Genomic DNA, 20,352 nt, shown 5'->3' with positions numbered 1-20,352 from the left:
ACACAAAAACGCCCCGACATTGGTCGGGGCGTTTTTCGTTTTTAAATCCGTTTTTACAAACCAAGCGCCTGCTTTGCCGTGTCCAGCGCTTGCGTCAGCATCTCCGGGTTGTTCACTGCACTCTCAATGGCCGTTTTCAGAGAGGCTTTCTGCAGCGCTCCCAAAGAGGAGCCGTCAATCACCTCAGAAACTTTGGCCATATCAAAGCCGTCAGCCGTAAAGACGCTCGCCAGATCCGCAACACCGGTCGCTGCCGCGTCGCCAGCTTGGGCCGCGACGTCGGTGGCAGATTCAGCAGCCTCTGAGACCGCTTCAGTTGTTGCATCTGTTGCTTCGCTGGCGACGTCTGTTGCCGCTGCAGCAGCGTCTTCCGCCGCGTCAGTAGCTGCCGCAGTGGCGTCAGCTGCCGCATCTGCGGCACCTTCAACCGCCTCTGTTACGGCTGTCTCTGCAGCGTCGGCCGCTTCCTCAGCTGCGTCCTGCACCGCTTCAACCTGCTCGGTCACAGCCTGCACCGCCTCATCTGCGGCCTCCTGTGCCGCGTCAGTGGCCGCCGCCACACCAGCCGCGGCCTCGTCAACAGCCTCTTCCGCGGCCTGCTGCACCTCTTCAACCGCTTCAACAGCCGGTGAAGTCTCAACCACAGGCGCCTCGGTCACGGAATCGTCTTTGCCCTGCCCCAAAACAAAATAAGCCACCACAGCAACGGCCCCGGCAATCACAACAAAAATAAGATTCTTCATGGAATTCTCCAACTCTAACTCTCCCACCCGAACAGTTCGGGCCCTTCGCTCCCTCAATTTCCGCCGCGCAACGCCCTCTCTCAAGGGGGAAACCCGCTGGATTTGCGTCATCGTCATGGATTCGGCGGTTGTATCGCCCGAAAAGGCCGAATAAATTAGGCGCCCAAAGGCATTCACCATTGAAGGAAGAAAACCATAGCCCGCAGACCTCATAACGCACCGCCTCAGCGTGACACTGGACCTCGAGTCAACGGACGCATCCGCGCGCCCGAAATCCGCTTGATTGGCGCAGACGGCGAAAACGTCGGTGTCGTGCACCCGGCCAAAGCCATGGCCATGGCTGACGAAGCTGGTTTGGATCTCGTGGAGATTTCTCCCAACGCAAACCCGCCGGTTTGCAAGATCATGGACTTCGGTAAGTTCAAATATGAACAGCAGAAGCGTGAATCCGAAGCCCGGAAAAAGCAGAAGACCATCGAGGTCAAAGAGGTCAAGTTCCGTCCCAACACGGATACCCATGACTATGGCGTGAAAATGCGCAACGTTTTCAAATTCCTCGAAAACGGCGACAAAGTCAAAGTCACTCTGCGTTTCCGGGGCCGTGAAATGGCCCACCAGAACCTCGGTCGCGAGTTGCTGGAACGCGTCGCAGAAGACGTGAAAGAGATCGGCAAAGTTGAAAACATGCCGAAGATGGAAGGTCGCCAAATGATCATGATGATCGGCCCGCTGTCCAAGTAATCTCAAATTCTGACGATTTTGTGAGAAACCCCGCGCCTTGCGCGGGGTTTCTTTTTGCGAAATCACACCTAAAAAGTGAACCAATTCTTCATAACTCGCGCCAATTGTGTCGCGCACAACGTTTTAAACCTCACCAAAACAGGACATTTCATGAAACTCACACCTGCCATTTTTGCAGCAAGCCTGGCTCTTGCAGGCACAGCACAAGCCGCGACTTTTGAAAGCGGCGATTGGGGCGCAGCCAAAGTAGGCCACGCCTGCCACGTCTTTTCCACCCGCGCCGCACGCCACACCTCTGGTGCTCTGGTGTTGACGTTCTATCAAAACGGCTACAACGCGAGTTTTGGCTACGACTATCTTCCATGGCCTGGCGAAATCGGAGCACCATGGGGAGAAGAAGACTACCCGGCGATTGCTTTTGACGAGGAAACGAGCTGGCTAGGCGACGAAATGTTCACCGGTGACGATATCGGCGGCTATGGCATGTATATGACGGGGGGCATGCTACCGGACCTAATCAGCAGCGTCAGTAACGCCAAACAATCCGTCGATATCCTGTTGGACCGGAGCGCTCAAAACGAAGAAATGCTGTTGGGGCGGTTTTCACCTGAAGGCTTTGCACTTGCGCTTCAGAAAGCAGGCGAATGGTGTGCTTTTGACCCGAATAATCTGCCTTCTTCCTGATCACACAGCTGAAAACGCGAAAGCCCCGACCAAACAGCCGGGGCTTTTTTCTTTTAGGTGGGAAGGCTTAGCGCCGCAGCCACCGCTCGGCGCGTCAGAACACCCACCAGATGTGCGCGATAGGCTGCAGTGCCATGCAGATCGGAGATCATGCCATCCGCACCTGGTGCCATATCGACAATCGCATCCGCCGAGAAGTTACACGACAAAGCCGCCTCGGCTTCCGACCAGCGGAATACGCCGTCCTCAGACGCACCTGTGACCGCGACCCGAACACCATCTGCGAATTTGGCGACAAACACGCCAACCAGCGCAAAGCGTGAAGCAGGCTGCTCAAACTTTTGATAATTAGATGCTTCTGGCACAGGGAAGCGCACTTCGGTGATGATCTCGCCTTCATCCAGGGCCGTTGTGAACATGCCTTGGAAGTAGTCGTCCGCTGCAATCTCACGTGCATTGGTGACGATGGTTGCTCCCGAGGCCAAAGCGCCTGCCGGATAGCACGCCGCCGGATCATTGTTGGCCAAGGAGCCGCCAATGGTACCGCGAGCACGCACTGCAGGGTCACCGATACCCGCGGCAAGACCAGCCAGCCCAGCGTAGGCCCCTGCTCCAGCGGCGACATCCGCATGCGTTGTGGCGCCGCCAATGCACAATGCGCCATCATCGCCAGTGCAGATGCCTTGCATCTCCGCAATGCCTTTTAGGCTCACAAGTTTGGACGGACTCGCCAAACGCTGCTTCATTGTCGGGAGCAACGTCTGCCCCCCACCCAGCGCCTGAGCGTCTTCTGTGCCCAGCGCGGACACCGCATCCGCAATTGTGGAGGGTTTTTCGAAGTCGAAATTATACATTTTATTTCCTCCAGTTATCCATTCATCGCCTGCCAGACGCGCGACGGCGACACTGGCATATCGATATGGTGAATGTCGTGCCCGCCAGAGCGCAATGCGTCAACAACCGCGTTCACGACCGCAGGTGGAGACCCAATGGCGCCAGCTTCTCCGCAGCCCTTCACCCCAAGCGGGTTGTGGGTACAGGGTGTTTGGCTCGAGTGATCGACGCCATAGAAAGGCACATCGCTGGCGCGTGGCATAGCGTAGTCCATGTAGGACGCGCTCAGCAACTGGCCGTTCTCGTCATAAGCCGCGTTTTCAAGCAACGCTTGGCCAATGCCTTGACCAATACCGCCATGCACCTGACCGTCTACAATCATCGGGTTGATGATGTTTCCGAAATCATCTGCGGCATTAAAGGCCTCGATTGTGACCTTGCCGGTGTCAGGGTCCACCTCCACCTCACAGGCGTAAGCGCCAGAAGGATAGGTGAAGTTCGCAGGATCATAGAAGGCGGTTTCTTCCAGCCCAGGCTCGATGTCTTCCAGAGGGTAGTTGTGCGGAACGTAGGCAGCGAGGGTCACGTCGCCCCAGGCCACGGATTTGTCGGTCCCTGCTACACTGAACGCACCATCCTTGAGTTCGATGTCAGCCTCTGCAGCTTCCATCAAATGCGCTGCGATCTTCTTCGCCTTGGCGATGATTTTCTCTGTTGCACGCACCATGGCTGAGCCACCAACGGCAATCGAGCGGGAGCCATACGTTCCCATGCCCATTGGCGTATTCGCAGTGTCGCCATGTTCGATTTCGACCATGCTTTCATCGATGCCGATCATTTCCGCGATCACTTGTGGGAAGGAAGTCTCATGGCCCTGACCGTGGCTGTGTGAGCCCGTCATAACCACAATACCACCGGTTGCGTTAACCCGCACCGTGGCGCTCTCATAGAGACCGGCCCGCGCACCAAGTTGACCCACGAGGTTGGACGGTGCGATGCCACAAGCTTCGATGTAGCAGTTCACACCAAAGCCACGCAGCTTACCACGCGCTTCGCTTTCCTTGCGGCGTGCTTCAAAACCGGACAGATCCGCCATTTTTTCAAGCGCATCCATAGTACCGTGATAGTCACCGGTGTCATACTCAACCGCCACAGGCGTGGCATAAGGAAACTCCGTGATGAAGTTCTGGCGACGCAGGGCAATTGGGTCGACACCCAACTCACGCGCGGCTTTGTCGATCACGCGTTCAAGCTGATACGTCGCTTCTGGGCGTCCCGCGCCGCGGTACGCATCCACCGGCACAGTGTTGGTAAAGACCGCCTTCACGTTCACATAAATCAGCGGCGTCTTGTAGTTACCCGCCATAAGCGTGCCATGCAGCCAAGTTGGAACTGAAGGTGCAAAGGTCGACAGATAGGCGCCCATATTCGCATAGGTGTCCGTGCGCAAAGCGGTGAAGTTGTTGTCCGCGTCCAGCGCCAACTCAATTTTGGTCACATGATCACGGCCATGTGCATCAGAAATGAAAGCTTCCGAACGTGTAGATGTCCACTTAACCGGCCGGTTCAGCGCTTTGGCCGCGAAGGTGCAGAAGGCTTCTTCGGCGTAGTGGAAGATTTTGGTACCAAAACCGCCACCAACATCCGGTGCTACAACGCGGAGTTTGTGCTCTGGAATGCCGAGAACAAACGCGCCCATCAGAAGACGGATCACATGTGGGTTTTGGCTGGTCGTATAGAGCGTACTTTCACCTGTCGCACGGTTGAAGTCGCCAATCGCCACACGAGGCTCCATTGGGTTCGCGACCAATCGGTTGTTACGCAGCTCAAGCGTAGTGACATGGGCTGCGGCTTCAAACGCGGCATCAACCGCTGGCTTGTTTTCTTCAACAAATCCCCAGTCATAGCAGAGGTTGCTGGTCAGATCGTCGTGCACCTTTGTGGCGCCCTCGGCCAGTGCTGCCTTCATATCCACAACAGCAGGCAGTTCTTCAAGGTCCACCTCAATGGCCTCGGCTGCGTCGCGGGCCTGCTCCAGAGTTTCCGCAACCACGGCCGCAATCTGATCGCCGACGTAACGCACTTTGCCTTGCGCCAGAACTGGGTGCGCCGGTTCCTGCATCGGCTCACCATGACGATCCGTCACTTGCCAACCACACGGGATGCCGCCGACGCCTTCGAAATCTGCGCCCGTGAAAATCTTGACGACACCCGGCATGGCCGAGGCCGCATCCAAGTTTAGGCCATTGATTTTTGCATGGGCAACGTCAGAGCGCAGAAAATGCACGTAGGCCTGACCAGTAACTTGAATGTCGTCAGTGTAATTGCCGGTTCCGCTCAGAAACCGAACGTCTTCACGCCGCTTTGGGCTGGCGCCGATGCCACTATCCTTAGGCATGTCTTTCCTCCCTAAAACCGGAGCGGGCTGAAGCCACACGCGACCGGCTTGAAATCAAAACCAGTTATGCCCGCGCCTCCTCAAACGCGGTCAAAACGACTCACTCGGCTGCGATGCTGCTCACATCCTGACCACTAGCTGCCATGATCGCCTTGACGATGTTGTGGTAGCCTGTGCAGCGGCAAATATTGCCTTCCAGATGATGGCGCACTTCAGCTTCGGTGGGATTTGGGTTGCTTTTTAATAGATCCGCGGCAGACATAATCATGCCAGGCGTGCAGAAACCGCATTGCAAACCGTGATGATCCTGAAACGCCTGTTGCAACGCGTTCAAAGTTCCATCCTGTGCCGCTTGGCCTTCAATTGTGTCAACTGATGCACCTTCAGCTTCCATTGCCAACATCGTGCACGATTTCACGGCAACACCGTCTACGTGAACCACACAGGCTCCGCATTGGCTTGTGTCGCAGCCGACATGAGTTCCAGTTAATCCCAGGGTTTCTCGAAGAAATTGACTGAGCAAAGTGCGTCCTTCGGCGTCTCCGGACATTTCTTTGCCATTCACGGTCATGGTGACCTGTGACATTGGCTCCTCCCGATTTGGCTATTGTCATTAGGCAAGAGTAAAGCAGCAGCCACGCAACTTGAGAAGACGGTTTTTGTGACAATTCCTAGAGGGGGCGTAGACATTGGTCGTAGCTGCACATGCAGCACAAAACCTCAGCCTTCCTAGATGCCCTTCTCACGGGGCATCGGGCGGATCGGGATTTCTTTCAGTAAACCACCAACGCCCATGGCGGCGATGTCATCGTGGGACACATCCAACCCGCAGATCACGCGCTCCAGAACCCAATCTGCGCCATTTAATGCAGGCGAGCGTGCGCAACCTGGCAATCCGATCACCGGCTTCTCGCCAAACCTCCCTAGGAACAGCAGGTTACCCGGATCTACCGGCATACCAAAGCGCTCCACTGTCCCGCCAGAACTCCGCAGTGCCTCTGGAGCCACATCCATCACATCCGATGTTGCCGAGGCCGTCAGCACAAAAATAACATCTCCGGGTGCTGCCGCAATTGCCTGCGCAAGAGGGACTTCCTGGTGTGGGACCAGAACCCGCTCACTTAGGTGCATCCCCATGCGATCCACACGGCCTGCCATGGCGCGACGGCCTTTGTCGGAAGGGATGTCTCCTATAGTCGTCTCAATCAACGTCGCCGATGAAAAAGCTGGCCGCAACAACGAGACGGCGCCTTTCGCAACAGACGTTGCCGCTCCAAGCGCAGCGGCCGGCACGGCATATGAAATGATTTTGATGGTCGCAATCATGCCATCTGCGTCGACACGATGAAAATCCGGCACCGTGGCAACCGTGATCATTGGATCAATCGCATTGATCTTGTGCACAATCGCGGAATTGATCCGCATCACCCCGCAATGCTCAGCGTAGAGATTCACCCGCCCGGCCCCGGCGCCAGTGGCGCGAATTCCTTCGATGCCAGCTAGAATCGCCTGCGCCAGTTTTGAGGCCGCGTTGTCTTCATCGACGTCTGCGTCTTCTAGACGGGCAACCGTTACTTCTTGAAACCCTGCATCCTTGAGAGCGGCCAAGTGATCTTGCCCAAGGACGGTGCCTTTGGGGATACGTTTCTCAGCCACCAGAGAGTGCGCCAAGACAGCGCCCAGCGCATCCGCAACAGGAACCGCACCAAACTTCATGCGCCCTTCCTCAACAGTGATAGGATCTCGCTGAGAATGGAAACGCCAATTTCCGACGGGCTCGCCGCCCCGATATCCAGACCAATTGGGCCGTGTACGCGCGCAATGACTTCTTTGGAAAAGCCAGCCTCCGTCAAACGCTCCACCCGTTTGGCATGCGTGCGTGTGCTGCCCAGCGCTCCGACATAAAACGCGTCTGATTTCAATGCGATGTGTAGCGCGGGATCGTCGAGTTTGGGGTCATGTGTCAACAAAACCAATGCTGTTCGTGCATCCAGACCAATTTTCTGAATCGCTTCGTCCGGCCATTCATCCAAAATGGTTTCCCCCGGAAAACGCGCTTCTGAGCCGAAGGCCGATCTGGGATCGACAATAATGGGATCAAATCCCGCAATCCGCGCCATCGGGACCAAAGCCTGCGCGATGTGAACGGCCCCAACAACAACCAAGCGCAGCGGCGGATTGTGAATAGCCACAAATCGACCGTCTTCTTCTACGCCGGATTGGTCCATACGGAAGCGGCCTTCGAACCCTTCCCGGATCAGGATACCGCCCCCTTTTTCGGCATTCGCTACATAGGCCACTGCCTTTCGGTCTGCCCTTGCGGCGACCAATCCAGAAAGCACCTCTTCTGAGATTACCGATCCGACAGGTTCAAGCAGGACCTTGATCGTGCCACCGCAGGCCAAACCCACGGCAAAAGCGTCGCCGTCGCTTACGCCAAATTCAAGCAAAGTGCCTTTGCCGCTGTCGATCGCGTCCATGGCTTCCACCATGACCGCCCCTTCGACGCAGCCGCCCGAAACCGAGCCTTCAATCTGTCCATCACCTGAAACCACCATTTGCGACCCAACACGGCGCGGCGCGGATCCCCAGGTTTGCACAACCGTTGCCAGCGCAGCTCCGCGCCCAGCGCGATGCCACTCCAACGCCAATTCCGGCGCGCCTTTTAGAATCTGGCTCATGTTATCCTCCCTCAGCGCAAAACATGGGCGTGGACAGGTCAAACAGCAAGAGAGACTGTTCGACAAACACCATTTCCGCCCGCCGCATCTTATTGAAGTCCCTGCAAAAGTCTCGCCTTCTCGCCGATGTCGTCGGGGCGAGAGAGCGCTTCCGCCAGCGCCTCAATCGAGGCAATGGAATGCCCCGCACGAAAACTGTCGACATGCGGCAGCATCGCGCGAATACCTTGTGCCTTGGCAGCGAACCCCTCCCAGCGGAGAAGCGGGTTCAACCAGATCAACCGACGCGCGGATAAGTGCAGACGTTGCATTTCTTTGGTCAACTCTTCAGGCGCCCCTCGGTCCAGACCGTCGGTGATCAACAACACAACCGCCCCCTGCCCCATCACCCGACGCGACCAGTCCCGATTAAACGCGTGCAAGCATTCACCAATCCGCGTGCCGCCCTCCCAATCTTGCGCTTCCGCGCCGGCAGAGGCCAAAGCCGCATCCACATCACGGGTGGCCAAGTGGCGGGTGATGTTGGTGAGCCGCGTACCAAACGTGAAGCCATACACACGTGCCCAGCCCGCGCCTTTTTGGTTGGCAACCGCATGCAGAAAATGCAGTACCATGCGGCTGTATTGGCTCATGGAGCCGGAAATGTCGCAAATCACCACCAGATTTGGCCACCGGATGCGCTGGCTTTTGCAGGCCAACCCAGACAGATCCCCACCTTGGCGCATGTATTGCCGCATGGTGTTCCGCCAATCAATTTTGGCCCCTCGGGGATCAGACTTCGTGCGCCGGGAGGCAATCGGTTTTACCGGCAAAGTCAGACGGGACAGCATTCGTTTGGCTTGCGCAATTTCCTCCGTGCTCATTTGCTCAAAGTCCAAGGTGCGCAGTTTCTCCTCAGCCGACATGGTCAAAGACGCATCTATCTCAATTTCAGTGCCTGCCTCTTCCTGATCCACACCCTCAGGAAGGTCTTGGTTTGCCCCATCGAGCAAGGCTTCTGCAGCACGTTTCTCTCCTGCTTGCCCCGCGCGCTCTTCCTGCACACCTCGCACGGCAGGCAGCATCATCGACATCATGTGTTCCAGATACCGTGGATCGCGCCAATAGAGCCGGAAAACTTGTGAAAAAACAGTGCGATGCTCAGGTCGTGAGACAAAACAAGCGTGTAAGGCCCAATAGAAGTCCTGCTTGCTGGTGAACCCGGACGCCTCAACCGCCCGGATGGCGTCGATCACTCGTCCTGGACCGATTGGCAAACCGGCCTTGCGCAAAGCCCGGGCAAACCAAGTGATGTTTTGCGTCAGTTTTGGGTCGTCCGGGATTTCAAGCGGCAGGTACTCAGCCATCGACCAAAACGGGGGGGCAGCCCCCCATACCCCCCTGGATATTTGAGGACAAATGAAGCATCAGACAGGTTCCAAAGAGGCGCGGGCCTCGTCCAGCAGGCGTTTGACTTCTGAGCCTTGCAGCTTTGCAATGTCGTCTTGATACTTGAGCACCGCCCCCAGCGTGTCGGCGATCACCTCCGGGCTGAGCGTCAAAACATCCAAGGCCAACAGACACTTGGCCCAATCAATTGTTTCCGCCACGCCGGGTTTTTTGAAGAGATCTTCGGTACGCAATCGTTGCACGAACGCCACCACTTCGCGGCTCAAACTTTCAGCGGCTTCCGGTGCACGCGCCTGCAGGATAGCCATTTCGCGATCAAAATCCGGGTAATCGACCCAATGATAGAGGCACCTGCGCTTGAGCGCATCGTGCACTTCACGGGTCCGGTTAGACGTCACAATCACGATCGGCGGATGAGGCGCTTTGATGGTCCCGATTTCCGGGATGGTCACCTGAAAATCGCTAAGTGCCTCAAGCAAGAACGCTTCAAAAGGCTCATCTGTACGGTCTAATTCGTCAATCAAAAGCACCGGAGCTCCTGCGGGATCAGGACGCATGGCTTTCAATAGGGGGCGCTCAACAAGGTAGTCCGGCCCAAAAAGTTCTTCCTGAAGTGCACCCCGATCTGCGCCACCACTGGCCTCAGCCGTGCGGATGGCCACCATTTGGGCGGCAAAATTCCATTCATAGACCGCGCTGGAAGCATCCAGACCTTCGTAACATTGCAAACGGATCAGGCTGCGCCGTAAAGCCGCCGAAAGCGCTTTTGCAATCTCGGTTTTGCCGACCCCGGCCTCCCCTTCCAGAAAGATCGGACGCCCAAGCCGCAGCGCCAGAAAAACAACGGTCGCCAGAGGCCGACCACACACATAGCCTTCTGCAGCCAAAAGTCTTTGGATGTGGTCGATGCTTTGAATGTCCTGCATGGGGGGCCTTTGGCTGAATCTGCTTCGCTCACGCTGCATCGCGGACCCAGCCGCGTCAAGCACCGCCCCCCACGACAAAAGTTGTAGAAAATCGCAATGCGCTCCCAATTTTCGCCGCAAATGGGCTATAGGGTGTCTCCAAAGGCCGCAAAACAAGGCCTACTCATCAGGCCAAAACGGCCAGGGGCGTAAGGAAAAACATCGATATGCAGGACACCGCAAACGGCTTTGATACGCCGATGCTTGGATTGTCACGGGATCAATGGCTGACGCAATTGGAGCAAGTTGCAGACGCCAACGGGCATTTTCTGCCCCTTGGAAAACGCCACTGGGCGACCCTGGTGGAAGACAAACCCGTGCTGCTGGTCACCTTTGAAACCATTGATAGCATTCAGAAACGCGACGACACAGGCCATCCATTGGGGTGGGAATTGGTGCGCGAGTTGGGCTGGTCTCATCTATGCATCCTGAGTGACGGCGACACATGGTTCCGCGATCCGGAGGTGATTGCCTATTTTGATCGCCTGTCAGATGACGGCTTCTTTGATGAGTTTGACGAAGTGGTGTTTTACGGCGCAGGGTCTTGTGGCTATGCGGCGGCGGCATTTTCGATTGTCGCGTCGGATGCGCAAGTGGTTGCTGTCCGCCCGCAAGCCACGCTGTCACCCCGGCTTGCAGGATGGGACAAACGCTTTCCACGCGCACGCAAGATTGCTTTTGACGGGCAGTATGGCTTCGCACCTGATATGGCAGCCGCGTCGGACCGCTGTTTTGTGATTTACGACCCCACCCAAGCCATGGACGCCGTTCATGCCGCTCTTTTTGCACGTGAAAATACGGTGTTGCTACCAACGCCACATTTGGGCGCCGTTCCAGAGGAAGACCTGTTGGAGATGCAAATTTTGTACCGGGTGTTGGTGAAAGCGGGGGCTGGAACCTTGAGCCGGGCAGCCTTTTACAAACTTTACCGAGCGCGGCGAGCCCATGTGCCGTATCTGAACCGCCTATTGCGAAAGGTGTCACAAAAGAAACGTCCGTTTGTCACCGCCTTGCTCTGCGCAAACGTCGCGCGGCGCTTGAAAGAGCCGCGATACCTGCGCCACTTGAACGCGTTGGTACAGGATGCCGATCAAGGCAGGTTGGCGAGCTAAAACCGGCGCAAAACTGCTAAGTTTTGCGCACAAAGACTAGCCACTGGACGCGGCTTTGTGTAAGCCGCGCCTATGACCCAAAATCTGACAATTGCCCGCCCCGATGACTGGCATCTGCATCTGCGCGATGGCGCTATGCTGCAAGCTGTTCTGCCAGAAACCGCACGCCACTTTGCCCGTGCGATCATTATGCCCAATCTGGTACCGCCGGTTGTGACCGGTGCGCAGGCCGCAGCCTACAAAGACCGCATTATGGATGCTCTGCCAGATGGCATGAGCTTTGAGCCGCTGATGACGCTGTACCTGACCGAGGACAGCGACCCAGAAGATATTGCGGCAGCACATGCAACCGGTCTGATCAAAGCGGTCAAACTCTACCCTGCCGGCGCGACCACCAACTCCGCCAGCGGCGTGTCAGATTTCAAAAACGTGCGCGCCTCGCTGGAAAAAATGTCCGAGATTGGCCTGCCGCTCTGTGTGCATGGGGAAGTCACCCATCATGACGTCGATATTTTTGACCGCGAGGCGGTGTTCATCGACCAGGTGCTCGATCCAATCCGCAAGGCGGCTCCGGGTCTGCGCGTGATTATGGAGCATATCACAACCAAAGACGGTGTTGCGTATGTGCAGGACCATGCGACCGATCTGGGCGCAACAATCACCACGCACCACCTAATCATCAACCGCAACCACATCCTCGTGGGCGGGATCAAACCGCACTACTACTGCCTGCCTGTGGCCAAGCGCGAAGAGCACCGTTTGGCACTGCGCGCGGCAGCAACTTCCGGTGATGCGCGGTTCTTCCTCGGAACCGACAGCGCGCCGCACCTGGATGGTGACAAAGAAAGTGCTTGCGGCTGTGCCGGGTGTTTCACCGCCACCAACACCATGGCGCTTTTGGCGCATGTGTTTGAAGAAGATGGTGCGCTCGACAAGCTGGAAGGCTTTGCGTGCCGCAACGGTCCAAACTTCTATGGCCTACCGGTGAACCAAGAGACCATCACGCTTGTGAAGAATGACCAAGCAACTGTCTTCCCTGACAAAATCGAGAGCGCCAATGGGCCGGTCACCGTGTTTGATCCGGGCTATGACGTGTTCTGGACCGTTGCTGACTAAGAAATCCCGCTGCCAAAGGATGCCCAAATGATCCCAACTGCCTTTCCGCCAAAAGAAGAAATCGCCCGCCTAACAGCCCGCATGCTGCTGGAAATTGGTGCGGTGAACTTCAACACCGATGAGCCCTATACGCTGGCCTCTGGGCTCCCGAGCCCAAGCTACATTGACTGCCGCAAACTGATCTCCTTCCCGCGCATCCGTGCGACCTTGATGGATTTCATGACCGTCACCGTGATGCGGGAGGCCGGTTTTGAGGCGTTTGACAACATCGCTGGCGGTGAAACCGCAGGCATTCCGTTTGCCGCATTGGTAGCAGAGCGCATGGCGCTGCCGATGACGTATGTGCGCAAAAAACCAAAGGGTTACGGCAAAAACGCGCGTATCGAAGGCGCGATGAGCGAAGGCGAGCGCGTGCTATTGGTGGAAGATCTGACGACCGATGGCGGCTCCAAACTGTCCTTTGTCGATGCGATCCGTGAGACCGGCGCAACCTGTGGCAACACGGCAGTGATTTTTTACTATGACATCTTCCCGGAAACCGAGAAGACATTGGGCGATCACGGCGTGGCGCTGCACTATCTCTGTACCTGGTGGGACGTGCTGGCAGAAGCCAAAGCGCAAGGTGTCTTCTCCGAAGAGACGCTGAACGAAGTGGAGACCTTCTTGAAGGACCCACGCGCATGGCAGGAAGCCCGAAAGGGCTCCTGAGATTTTCGGCGGAATTCCGAGCATATTTGAGGCGTGAAAACGCCTCAAAACCACTAGATGTTGACGCATCCACGCCCGTCCAGACAATATCGGGGCGGGCGAAGTTATCCACAGGCGATCCACAAAAACATACAAGTTGCCCAGTTTGAGTCCGCTGGTTTAGAACCAGCCGGGTGGGGCAATTGGGGACAGACATGAACGAAATCGCGAGCATCAATTCGGGCGAAACCGCATCTGCAGAAATTGAGGCGCTGCCGCACTCCATCGAGGCTGAGCAACAGCTTCTGGGGGCGATTCTGACCAACAACGATATTTTTGATCGCGTTGCCTCTGTGATCAACTCGTCGCATTTCTACGAGCCTGTGCATTCGCGCATTTACGAGATTGCGGCAGCCCGGATTGCGAAGAACAATCTGGCGTCACCGGTTACTCTTAAAGCCTTCCTAGAAGACGACCCTGGCCTGATCGAATTGGGCGGCCCGGCCTATCTGGTCCGACTGGCCGGATCGGCAATTTCTTCTTTTGCCGCAGCGGATTACGCGCAGATGATCTATGACATGGCGATGCGCCGTGAGTTGATTGATCTGGGCAACAACATCGCGTCCAAGGCCAAGAAAGCGGACATCAAGCTGGAGCCAAAAGAGCAGATCGTGGAGGCCGAACAGGCGCTCTACAAGCTGTCGGAACAAGGTTCTGCAGAGCGGGGCTATGTGTCCTTCCTGAAGGCGGTGACCGAGGCGGTGAATACGGCCAACGCAGCTTACCAGCGAGACGGTGGTCTAGCCGGGATTTCCACCGGTCTGATTGACCTCGACAAGAAGCTTGGCGGCCTGCACCCATCGGACCTTTTGATCCTCGCCGGACGCCCCTCGATGGGCAAAACTTCGCTGGCCACAAACCTCGCGTTTAACGTCGCAAAGGCTTATAAAAAAGGCATAAAACCGGACGGCAGCGAGGGCGCTGTTGAAGGTGGCGTGGTGGCCTTCTGTAGCCTCGAAATGTCAGCCGAACAGCTTGCGGCACGTATCTTGTCTGAGGCGGCGGAGATCCCGTCTGAGCAGATCCGTAAAGGGGACATGACCGAGGAGGAGTTCCGCCGATTTGTGCAAGCGGCAAAAGACCTTGAGGCCTGTCCGCTCTACATCGATGACACCCCTGCCCTGCCGATTGCGCAGCTCGCGGCACGGGCGCGACGCCTGAAACGGACCCATGGTCTGGACCTGCTGATCATCGACTATTTGCAGCTGTGTCGTGGTACGGCGGACAACCGGGTGCAGGAAATTGGTGAGATTTCTATGGGCATGAAGGCAATTGCCAAGGAACTCAACATTCCGGTGATTGGCCTGTCCCAGCTGTCGCGTACGGTGGAGAGCCGGGACGATAAACGCCCTCAGCTCAGTGACTTGCGGGAATCTGGCTCGATTGAGCAGGATGCCGACGTGGTGATGTTTGTGTTCCGCGAAGAGTACTATGTGGAGCGGGAAAAGCCGTCCGATGACCGGCTGGACGAGATGGCGGCCTGGCAGGAACGTATGGAGCGGTTGCACGGCAAAGCCGAGGTGATCCTGGGTAAGCAGCGTCACGGCCCTATTGGGACGGTGGAACTGTCGTTTGAAGGGCAGTACACCCGCTTTGGCAACCTTGTTCAGCCCTGGCAACAGGACGGCGGCGGAGACGAGTTCTAAGCGCCCTGTCCCTCCCCCTCGAATCGCCGCGTTAACCTGCGGTTTTAGCGGCGATTTGCACGTCGGTATTCTGTCGGTTTTCCGACTGTTTTGCGGAGGTGCGTATTTCCGACGCGCCGCAAGCAGCAAATGTTAAGCCACAGTTCGCAGCAACGGGGAAAAACGCACCGCCTTTGGCCTTGACCTCGCGGGGTCAGACGTCAACAAACACCGTCATGGCTACTGCAACTTTGACAATCGACCTCGACGCCCTGATCAGCAATTGGCGGGCGCTGGATGCACAGACGGAAGTGACCACCGCCGCGGTGGTGAAAGCCGACGGATACGGACTTGGCGCGGACCGAGTGGCGCGGGCGCTGATGCGCGCTGGTGTGACCCGCTTTTTTGTCGCCGCCGCCGAAGAAGGTGCCAGCCTGCGCCAAGCGGTGGGACCGGATCCGGAGATCAACATCTTTGGCGGTCATATGCGCGGCGACACCGATATGATCAGTGACATGCATCTCACCCCGATGTTGAACTCGGTGGATCAGATTGTGCGTCATGTTGAAGCGCTGCCGGCACATCCCTTTGGCATTCAGCTGGACACCGGCATGAACCGGCTTGGCCTTGAAGCCCCAGAATGGGAAGCGGTGAAAGAACTGGTGTTGCAGCGCGGGCCGACCCTAATCATGTCGCACTTGGCCTGCGCCGATGAGCCGGAGCATCCGATGAACCCGCAACAACTGGCGGCGTTCAAGGAGATGACGGATGGGCTGGACATTCCGCGCTCGCTGGCCGCGACAGGTGGTATCCTTCTGGGGGATGACTATCACTTCGACCTGACCCGCCCTGGTGTGGGGCTATATGGCGGCATGCCGTTTGTGGATGCCACGCCCGTGGCCAGCCTGCGTATTCCGGTGATTCAGGTGCGCGACGTGACCGAAGGGGAAAGCGTGGGTTATGGCAATTCTTGGATTGCCGAGCGCGACAGCAAGGTTGCGACGATTGCGGCGGGTTATGCCGATGGTCTCCTGCGGGCGATGAGCGGCAAAGTGGCCACCTTTGCTGGCGAGGATCGCTGCCCGCTGATTGGCCGAATTTCCATGGACCTGATTGGCATCGACGTGACCGACCTGTCCGAGGCGCCACGTGAGGTGGAACTGCTTGGACAACATCAGTCGGTGGACACGCTTGCCGATGCCGCCGGCACCATTGGCTATGAAATCCTGACCTCCATGGGGCAACGCTATCAGCGCCGGTACAAATCTTCATGAAGCTGATTGTGGCTCCCCTCAATGCGATTGGGCGTAGCACGCTTGGCATGCTGACCTCCTTTGGGGAGGTCGTGCTGTTTGTCTGGGGCGCGCTGAGCCATATTTTCCGCCCGCCGTTTTACGGCCGCGAGTTTTTGAGCGCGCTGTTTAACATCGGCTGGTTAAGCCTGCCGGTGGTGGGCATGACCGCGATTTTCACCGGTGGTGCGTTGGCTTTGCAAATCTATGACGGCAGTTCGCGGTTTTCCGTGGAAAGCGTGGTGCCGCAGATTGTGGCGATTGGCATGGTGCGCGAGCTTGGCCCGGTCCTGGTGGGCCTGATGGTCGCCGCCCGCGTGACCAGCTCGATTGCCGCCGAGATTGCTACGATGAAGGTGACCGAGCAGATTGACGCGCTGGTGACCCTCTCGACCCATCCAATGAAGTACCTTGTTGCCCCACGCGTGATGGCTGCCATTCTGGTGGTGCCTGCGCTGGTGGGCATTGGCGACATCATTGGCATCTATGGCGGGTTTCTGGTGGCGACGGAAACGCTGGGCTTCAATCCCGCGACCTATATCCGCAACACTGCCGACTTCCTGCAGGTCAATGACGTGGTCTCCAGCCTTGTGAAGGGCTCCGTGTTTGGCGGAATTGCCGCCGTGATGGGCTGCTATGCCGGGATGCATTCTGGTCGTGGCGCCCAGGGCGTGGGCCGGGCCACCAAAAGCTCCGTACAAGCCGCCGCGGTGATGATCCTGGCAGCCAACTTCCTTCTGACCAGCCTGTTCTTTGCCTCATGATCCAGTTTGACAATGTGCATAAACGCTTTGGCCCCAAACGGGTGCTGCAAGGGGTGAATCTCGAAATTGCCAAGGGCAGTTCGATGGTGATTATTGGCGGGTCCGGCACCGGGAAATCGGTGATGTTGAAGTCCGTGCTTGGGCTAATCACGCCAGACAGCGGCACGATCACCGTGGATGGGCAAAACGCCACCCAAGGGGATCGCGATGCCTTTCTCGCGCGGTTTGGCATGTTGTTTCAGGGCGGCGCGCTGTTTGACAGCATGACCGTTTGGCAAAACGTGGCGTTCCGCCTGTTGCGGGGCAGTCTGAAACGCCCCAAGGAAGAAGCGCGAGAGATCGCCATTGAGAAGCTGCGCCGGGTGGGGTTGACGCCTGATGTGGCGGATCTTTACCCGTCTGAGCTGTCTGGCGGGATGCAGAAACGCGTGGGGCTGGCCCGCGCCATTGCGGCGGAGCCGGAGATCATCTTTTTTGACGAGCCAACCACCGGCCTCGACCCCATTATGTCCGGTGTGATCAATGACTTGATCCGCGAGATTGTGGTAGAGATGGGCGCCACGGCGATGACCATCACCCACGACATGAGCTCTGTGCGCGCAATTGCCGACAACGTGGCGATGCTGCATGGCGGGGTGATCCAATGGACCGGCCCGGTGAGCCAGATGGACGCCAGCGGCGATCCTTATCTGACACAGTTTATTTCCGGCTCAGCAGAAGGGCCGATTGAGGCGGTAAGATAGAAGAACTCTGACGAGCTCTCTGAACAAGCCGCGCGCGTTAGGCGCGATTCACCTTTTCCTAACCTTTTGTTCGCACAATGTTCGCTGTGTTTTGGTAAAAGGTAATTCGGGTATGTCAGAGAACGAGCCGCAGCCGCCGGTCACTCCAGTTGTGGGCACAACCGGCGACGACAGCATCACCACGGGCGACGGCGTTGACAGTGTCAACGGCCATGCAGGCAGTGACACACTGACCTCCGGGGATGGCAATGACCTTGTCGCGGGCGACATGGTTGGGCGCGAGTGGGTCTACATTGACGGACGTTGGGTGTATAATCCGGACGCCATTGTCAGCAACGGCGACGCCGAAAACCGTGCCTATGATGATGTGATCAGCACAGGTGCCGGTGACGATGTGGTGCTAGGCAACGGCGGCAATGACAGCCTGGTGTCCGGGGCTGGCGCGGACACCGTGAACGCGGGCACCGGGCGTGACACGGTGGACGGCGGCGCGGGCAATGATGTGCTGAACCTGGAAACCGGCAACGACCTGGCCCAGGGCGGACTTGGCGCGGACACCGTGAATGCCGGAGATGGCAACGATCTGGTCTATGGCGACCTGCAAGACGGCAACCTGCTTGCGGGCGGCGCGTCGGGCGCCGCAACATTGGGGCAACTTGCCGAGGGTGGATGGACCCGGGACGCGGAAGGCACGCTGTCGCAATCAGTCGCCACGCAGATGGGCGAGACATATACCATAAGCTTCGAATTGGCCGCCAATCTGGCAGGCGGCGCCACCAGTGGCAGCGTTGAGCTGCTGTGGAATGGCGAGGTGATTGGCACCGTATCCACCACCTCCGGTGTGTTTGAAACCCACATCTTTGAGGTCAGCGGCAGTGGCGATGCGGGCGGATTGACCCTGCGCGAGGTGCCGCCGGAAAACAGCGGACCGGACATCAATATGGACGGGCCGATCTTTATCTACCTCAAAGAGATCAACCTTGGTGGAGATAGCGTTGAGGTGGCAGCCTTTGCGCCAGGGCAATCCAAACTGTTCCAGATGATCGACGGGCAATTGAACGTGTTTGATCCGGAAACCGAGCAGTATGAGCTCGCGGGAGACCCAACTGGCTTGCGGATCAATGCCATTGGGTTCAACACCGAGGACGATCTGATCTATGGCATCGCCAAGGCCAATGGCGTGGACGCATTGGGCAACCCTGTGAGCATCCGCGATCTGGTGATGGTGGATGCCGAAGGCCACGCCTATCGAGTGGGGGAAACCCCGGTGGCGGATTACGTTGGCGATTTCGATGACGCGGGCAATCTCTGGACCTTCCAGAGCAGCCTGAACCGCGTCACGATGATCGACGTGAACGCTCTGGACGCCAGTGGCAATCCTTTAGCGACAAGTTTTGACCTGCCCAATGGCTTGTTTGGCGGGCGCGCCTATGATGTTGCGTATAATGCCAAAGATGATGCCTTTTACGCGGTGGAATCTCCGGGGCGCAATGGCGAGGCCGGCGCCGTGCATCGCATCGACCTGTCAGATGTGCCCAGTGGCGGTGCACCGCACATCACGTCAGTCGACATAAGTGCCACGCTCTATGACGACGAAATGACAGCCGGCATGCCCAAAGGAGCCTATGGCGCGGTGTTTCTGGATGGGGACGGCAACCTCTATTTTGGCCTGAACCGCGGCGACCATGATCTTGACGGCAGCACCGGTGCCTCAGGCGCCATCTACCGCGTGGAGGTCGATTGGGCGGATCAGGCAGCCTACGCAGAATTCATGGCCGAAGCCCAAAGCACCGGCAGCAACGACGGCGCGGTAGATCCGCGCGCACCCGATCCCTTTGCGCCGGTCGATCCGGACGGCACCGTGCTGATCCGCGACCCCATTGTCATGGGCTCAGCAGGTGGCAACGACAAGCTGCGCGGCGGTGACGGGGACGACACGCTGCATGGCGGCGGCGGCAATGACACAGTGCAAGGCGGCAAAGACGACGACCTGATGTATGGTGACAGCGGCAACGACAAACTGTTTGGCGGCTCCGGAGATGACACGGCCTCAGGCGGGACCGGTGACGACAGGATTATTCTTGGTGCCGGTGATGATGAAGGGCACGGTGATGCCGGGCGAGATTTTCTGCACGGGCGCTCTGGCGATGACTCGCTGGATGGCGGATCCGGAACCGACAAGCTGGTTGGCGGTGAGGGGGCCGACACGCTGCAAGGAGGAGAAGGCAATGACCACCTGTGGGGCGGCAATTGGTGGAAAGACGGCGATGCCGACACCTTTGTCACCCAGGCCGGCGGCGGACGTGACATGATCCACGATTTCGAAGTGGACCACGATGTGATCGATTTGAGCAGCTATGGTCTGCAGTACGCCGACCTTGTGGCACATATTCAGGACAAGGGCTGGGCCACGGTCATCGATCTGAGCGCCTTGACAGGCGGGGAAAGCGGCGACCGGCTGATCCTGAAGTCGGTCGATCCAGGCGATCTGGACGAAAGCAACTTCCTGCTGTGAGGT

General features: G+C 57.7%; 18 protein-coding genes. 10 read left to right on the top strand and 8 right to left on the bottom strand.

What is annotated here, in order from left to right; all coding sequences use genetic code 11:
- Positions 1-53: 53 nt before the first annotated feature.
- Complete coding sequence (locus tag SIB38_RS08570) at positions 54-743, bottom strand: hypothetical protein (protein WP_294117500.1); 690 nt, start codon at positions 741-743, stop codon at positions 54-56.
- A 195-nt stretch (positions 744-938) separates the two neighbouring features.
- Between SIB38_RS08570 and infC the strand changes: the two genes are divergently transcribed.
- Complete coding sequence (infC, locus tag SIB38_RS08565) at positions 939-1,484, top strand: translation initiation factor IF-3 (RefSeq protein WP_366011073.1); 546 nt, start codon at positions 939-941, stop codon at positions 1,482-1,484.
- 75 nt (positions 1,485-1,559) lie between these two features.
- On the top strand, positions 1,560-2,168 hold the full coding sequence (locus SIB38_RS08560; protein WP_412551799.1) for a hypothetical protein: 609 nt from the start codon (positions 1,560-1,562) through the stop codon (positions 2,166-2,168).
- A gap of 53 nt (positions 2,169-2,221) precedes the next feature.
- On the opposite strand, the gene SIB38_RS08555 is transcribed toward SIB38_RS08560, so the two are convergent.
- The 7 genes from SIB38_RS08555 to SIB38_RS08525 all read right to left on the bottom strand — a co-directional run bounded on the left by SIB38_RS08555 (position 2,222) and on the right by SIB38_RS08525 (position 10,396).
- A complete protein-coding gene (locus SIB38_RS08555) occupies positions 2,222-3,022 on the bottom strand; it encodes an FAD binding domain-containing protein (RefSeq protein ID WP_412551798.1) in 801 nt (266 codons plus the stop codon).
- A gap of 14 nt (positions 3,023-3,036) precedes the next feature.
- Positions 3,037-5,400 carry a xanthine dehydrogenase family protein molybdopterin-binding subunit gene (locus tag SIB38_RS08550; RefSeq protein ID WP_294117491.1) on the bottom strand — a complete coding sequence of 788 codons (2,364 nt, stop codon included), beginning with the start codon at positions 5,398-5,400 and terminating at the stop codon, positions 3,037-3,039.
- 100 nt (positions 5,401-5,500) lie between these two features.
- A complete protein-coding gene (locus tag SIB38_RS08545) occupies positions 5,501-5,986 on the bottom strand; it encodes a (2Fe-2S)-binding protein (protein ID WP_294117489.1) in 486 nt (161 codons plus the stop codon).
- A 143-nt stretch (positions 5,987-6,129) separates the two neighbouring features.
- Complete coding sequence (locus tag SIB38_RS08540; protein WP_294117486.1) at positions 6,130-7,116, bottom strand: molybdopterin-binding protein; 987 nt, start codon at positions 7,114-7,116, stop codon at positions 6,130-6,132.
- The gene (locus SIB38_RS08535; protein ID WP_294117484.1) at positions 7,113-8,081 is read right to left on the bottom strand and encodes an XdhC family protein; all 969 of its coding nucleotides are present in this window, start codon (positions 8,079-8,081) and stop codon (positions 7,113-7,115) included. The genes SIB38_RS08540 and SIB38_RS08535 overlap by 4 nt, the downstream gene beginning before the upstream one ends.
- An 89-nt stretch (positions 8,082-8,170) precedes the next feature.
- Complete coding sequence (locus SIB38_RS08530; RefSeq protein WP_412551797.1) at positions 8,171-9,427, bottom strand: vWA domain-containing protein; 1,257 nt, start codon at positions 9,425-9,427, stop codon at positions 8,171-8,173.
- A gap of 60 nt (positions 9,428-9,487) precedes the next feature.
- Positions 9,488-10,396 carry an AAA family ATPase gene (locus tag SIB38_RS08525; RefSeq protein WP_294117478.1) on the bottom strand — a complete coding sequence of 303 codons (909 nt, stop codon included), beginning with the start codon at positions 10,394-10,396 and terminating at the stop codon, positions 9,488-9,490.
- 206 nt (positions 10,397-10,602) lie between these two features.
- Here SIB38_RS08525 and SIB38_RS08520 point away from each other — a divergent pair, with 206 nt between their 5' ends.
- The 8 genes from SIB38_RS08520 to SIB38_RS08485 all read left to right on the top strand — a co-directional run bounded on the left by SIB38_RS08520 (position 10,603) and on the right by SIB38_RS08485 (position 20,349).
- Positions 10,603-11,547 carry a phosphoadenosine phosphosulfate reductase gene (locus tag SIB38_RS08520; protein ID WP_294117476.1) on the top strand — a complete coding sequence of 315 codons (945 nt, stop codon included), beginning with the start codon at positions 10,603-10,605 and terminating at the stop codon, positions 11,545-11,547.
- A 72-nt stretch (positions 11,548-11,619) separates the two neighbouring features.
- The gene (gene pyrC, locus SIB38_RS08515) at positions 11,620-12,663 is read left to right on the top strand and encodes a dihydroorotase (RefSeq protein WP_412551796.1); all 1,044 of its coding nucleotides are present in this window, start codon (positions 11,620-11,622) and stop codon (positions 12,661-12,663) included.
- Between the two features lie 27 nt (positions 12,664-12,690).
- Positions 12,691-13,371 carry an orotate phosphoribosyltransferase gene (locus tag SIB38_RS08510; protein ID WP_294117472.1) on the top strand — a complete coding sequence of 227 codons (681 nt, stop codon included), beginning with the start codon at positions 12,691-12,693 and terminating at the stop codon, positions 13,369-13,371.
- Between the two features lie 194 nt (positions 13,372-13,565).
- Complete coding sequence (locus SIB38_RS08505; protein WP_294117470.1) at positions 13,566-15,056, top strand: replicative DNA helicase; 1,491 nt, start codon at positions 13,566-13,568, stop codon at positions 15,054-15,056.
- 215 nt (positions 15,057-15,271) lie between these two features.
- Positions 15,272-16,309 (top strand): alanine racemase, encoded by a 1,038-nt coding sequence (gene alr, locus SIB38_RS08500; RefSeq protein ID WP_294117468.1) that lies wholly within the window; start codon positions 15,272-15,274, stop codon positions 16,307-16,309.
- Positions 16,306-17,091: an MlaE family ABC transporter permease gene (locus tag SIB38_RS08495; RefSeq protein ID WP_294117466.1), complete on the top strand. Its 786-nt coding sequence runs from the start codon at positions 16,306-16,308 to the stop codon at positions 17,089-17,091. Before alr ends, SIB38_RS08495 begins: the two co-directional genes overlap by 4 nt.
- Positions 17,088-17,834 (top strand): ABC transporter ATP-binding protein, encoded by a 747-nt coding sequence (locus SIB38_RS08490; protein ID WP_294117464.1) that lies wholly within the window; start codon positions 17,088-17,090, stop codon positions 17,832-17,834. The genes SIB38_RS08495 and SIB38_RS08490 overlap by 4 nt, the downstream gene beginning before the upstream one ends.
- Positions 17,835-17,946: 112 nt before the next feature.
- Positions 17,947-20,349: a calcium-binding protein gene (locus SIB38_RS08485; protein WP_412551795.1), complete on the top strand. Its 2,403-nt coding sequence runs from the start codon at positions 17,947-17,949 to the stop codon at positions 20,347-20,349.
- The last annotated feature ends 3 nt before the right edge of the window (positions 20,350-20,352 follow it).

The organism is Shimia sp. MIT910701, assembly GCF_047126315.1.
In the GTDB taxonomy this organism is placed as follows: domain Bacteria; phylum Pseudomonadota; class Alphaproteobacteria; order Rhodobacterales; family Rhodobacteraceae; genus Shimia.
The sequence above is the reverse complement of the archived record's forward strand: the minus strand, read 5'-3'. Positions and strand labels throughout refer to the sequence as shown.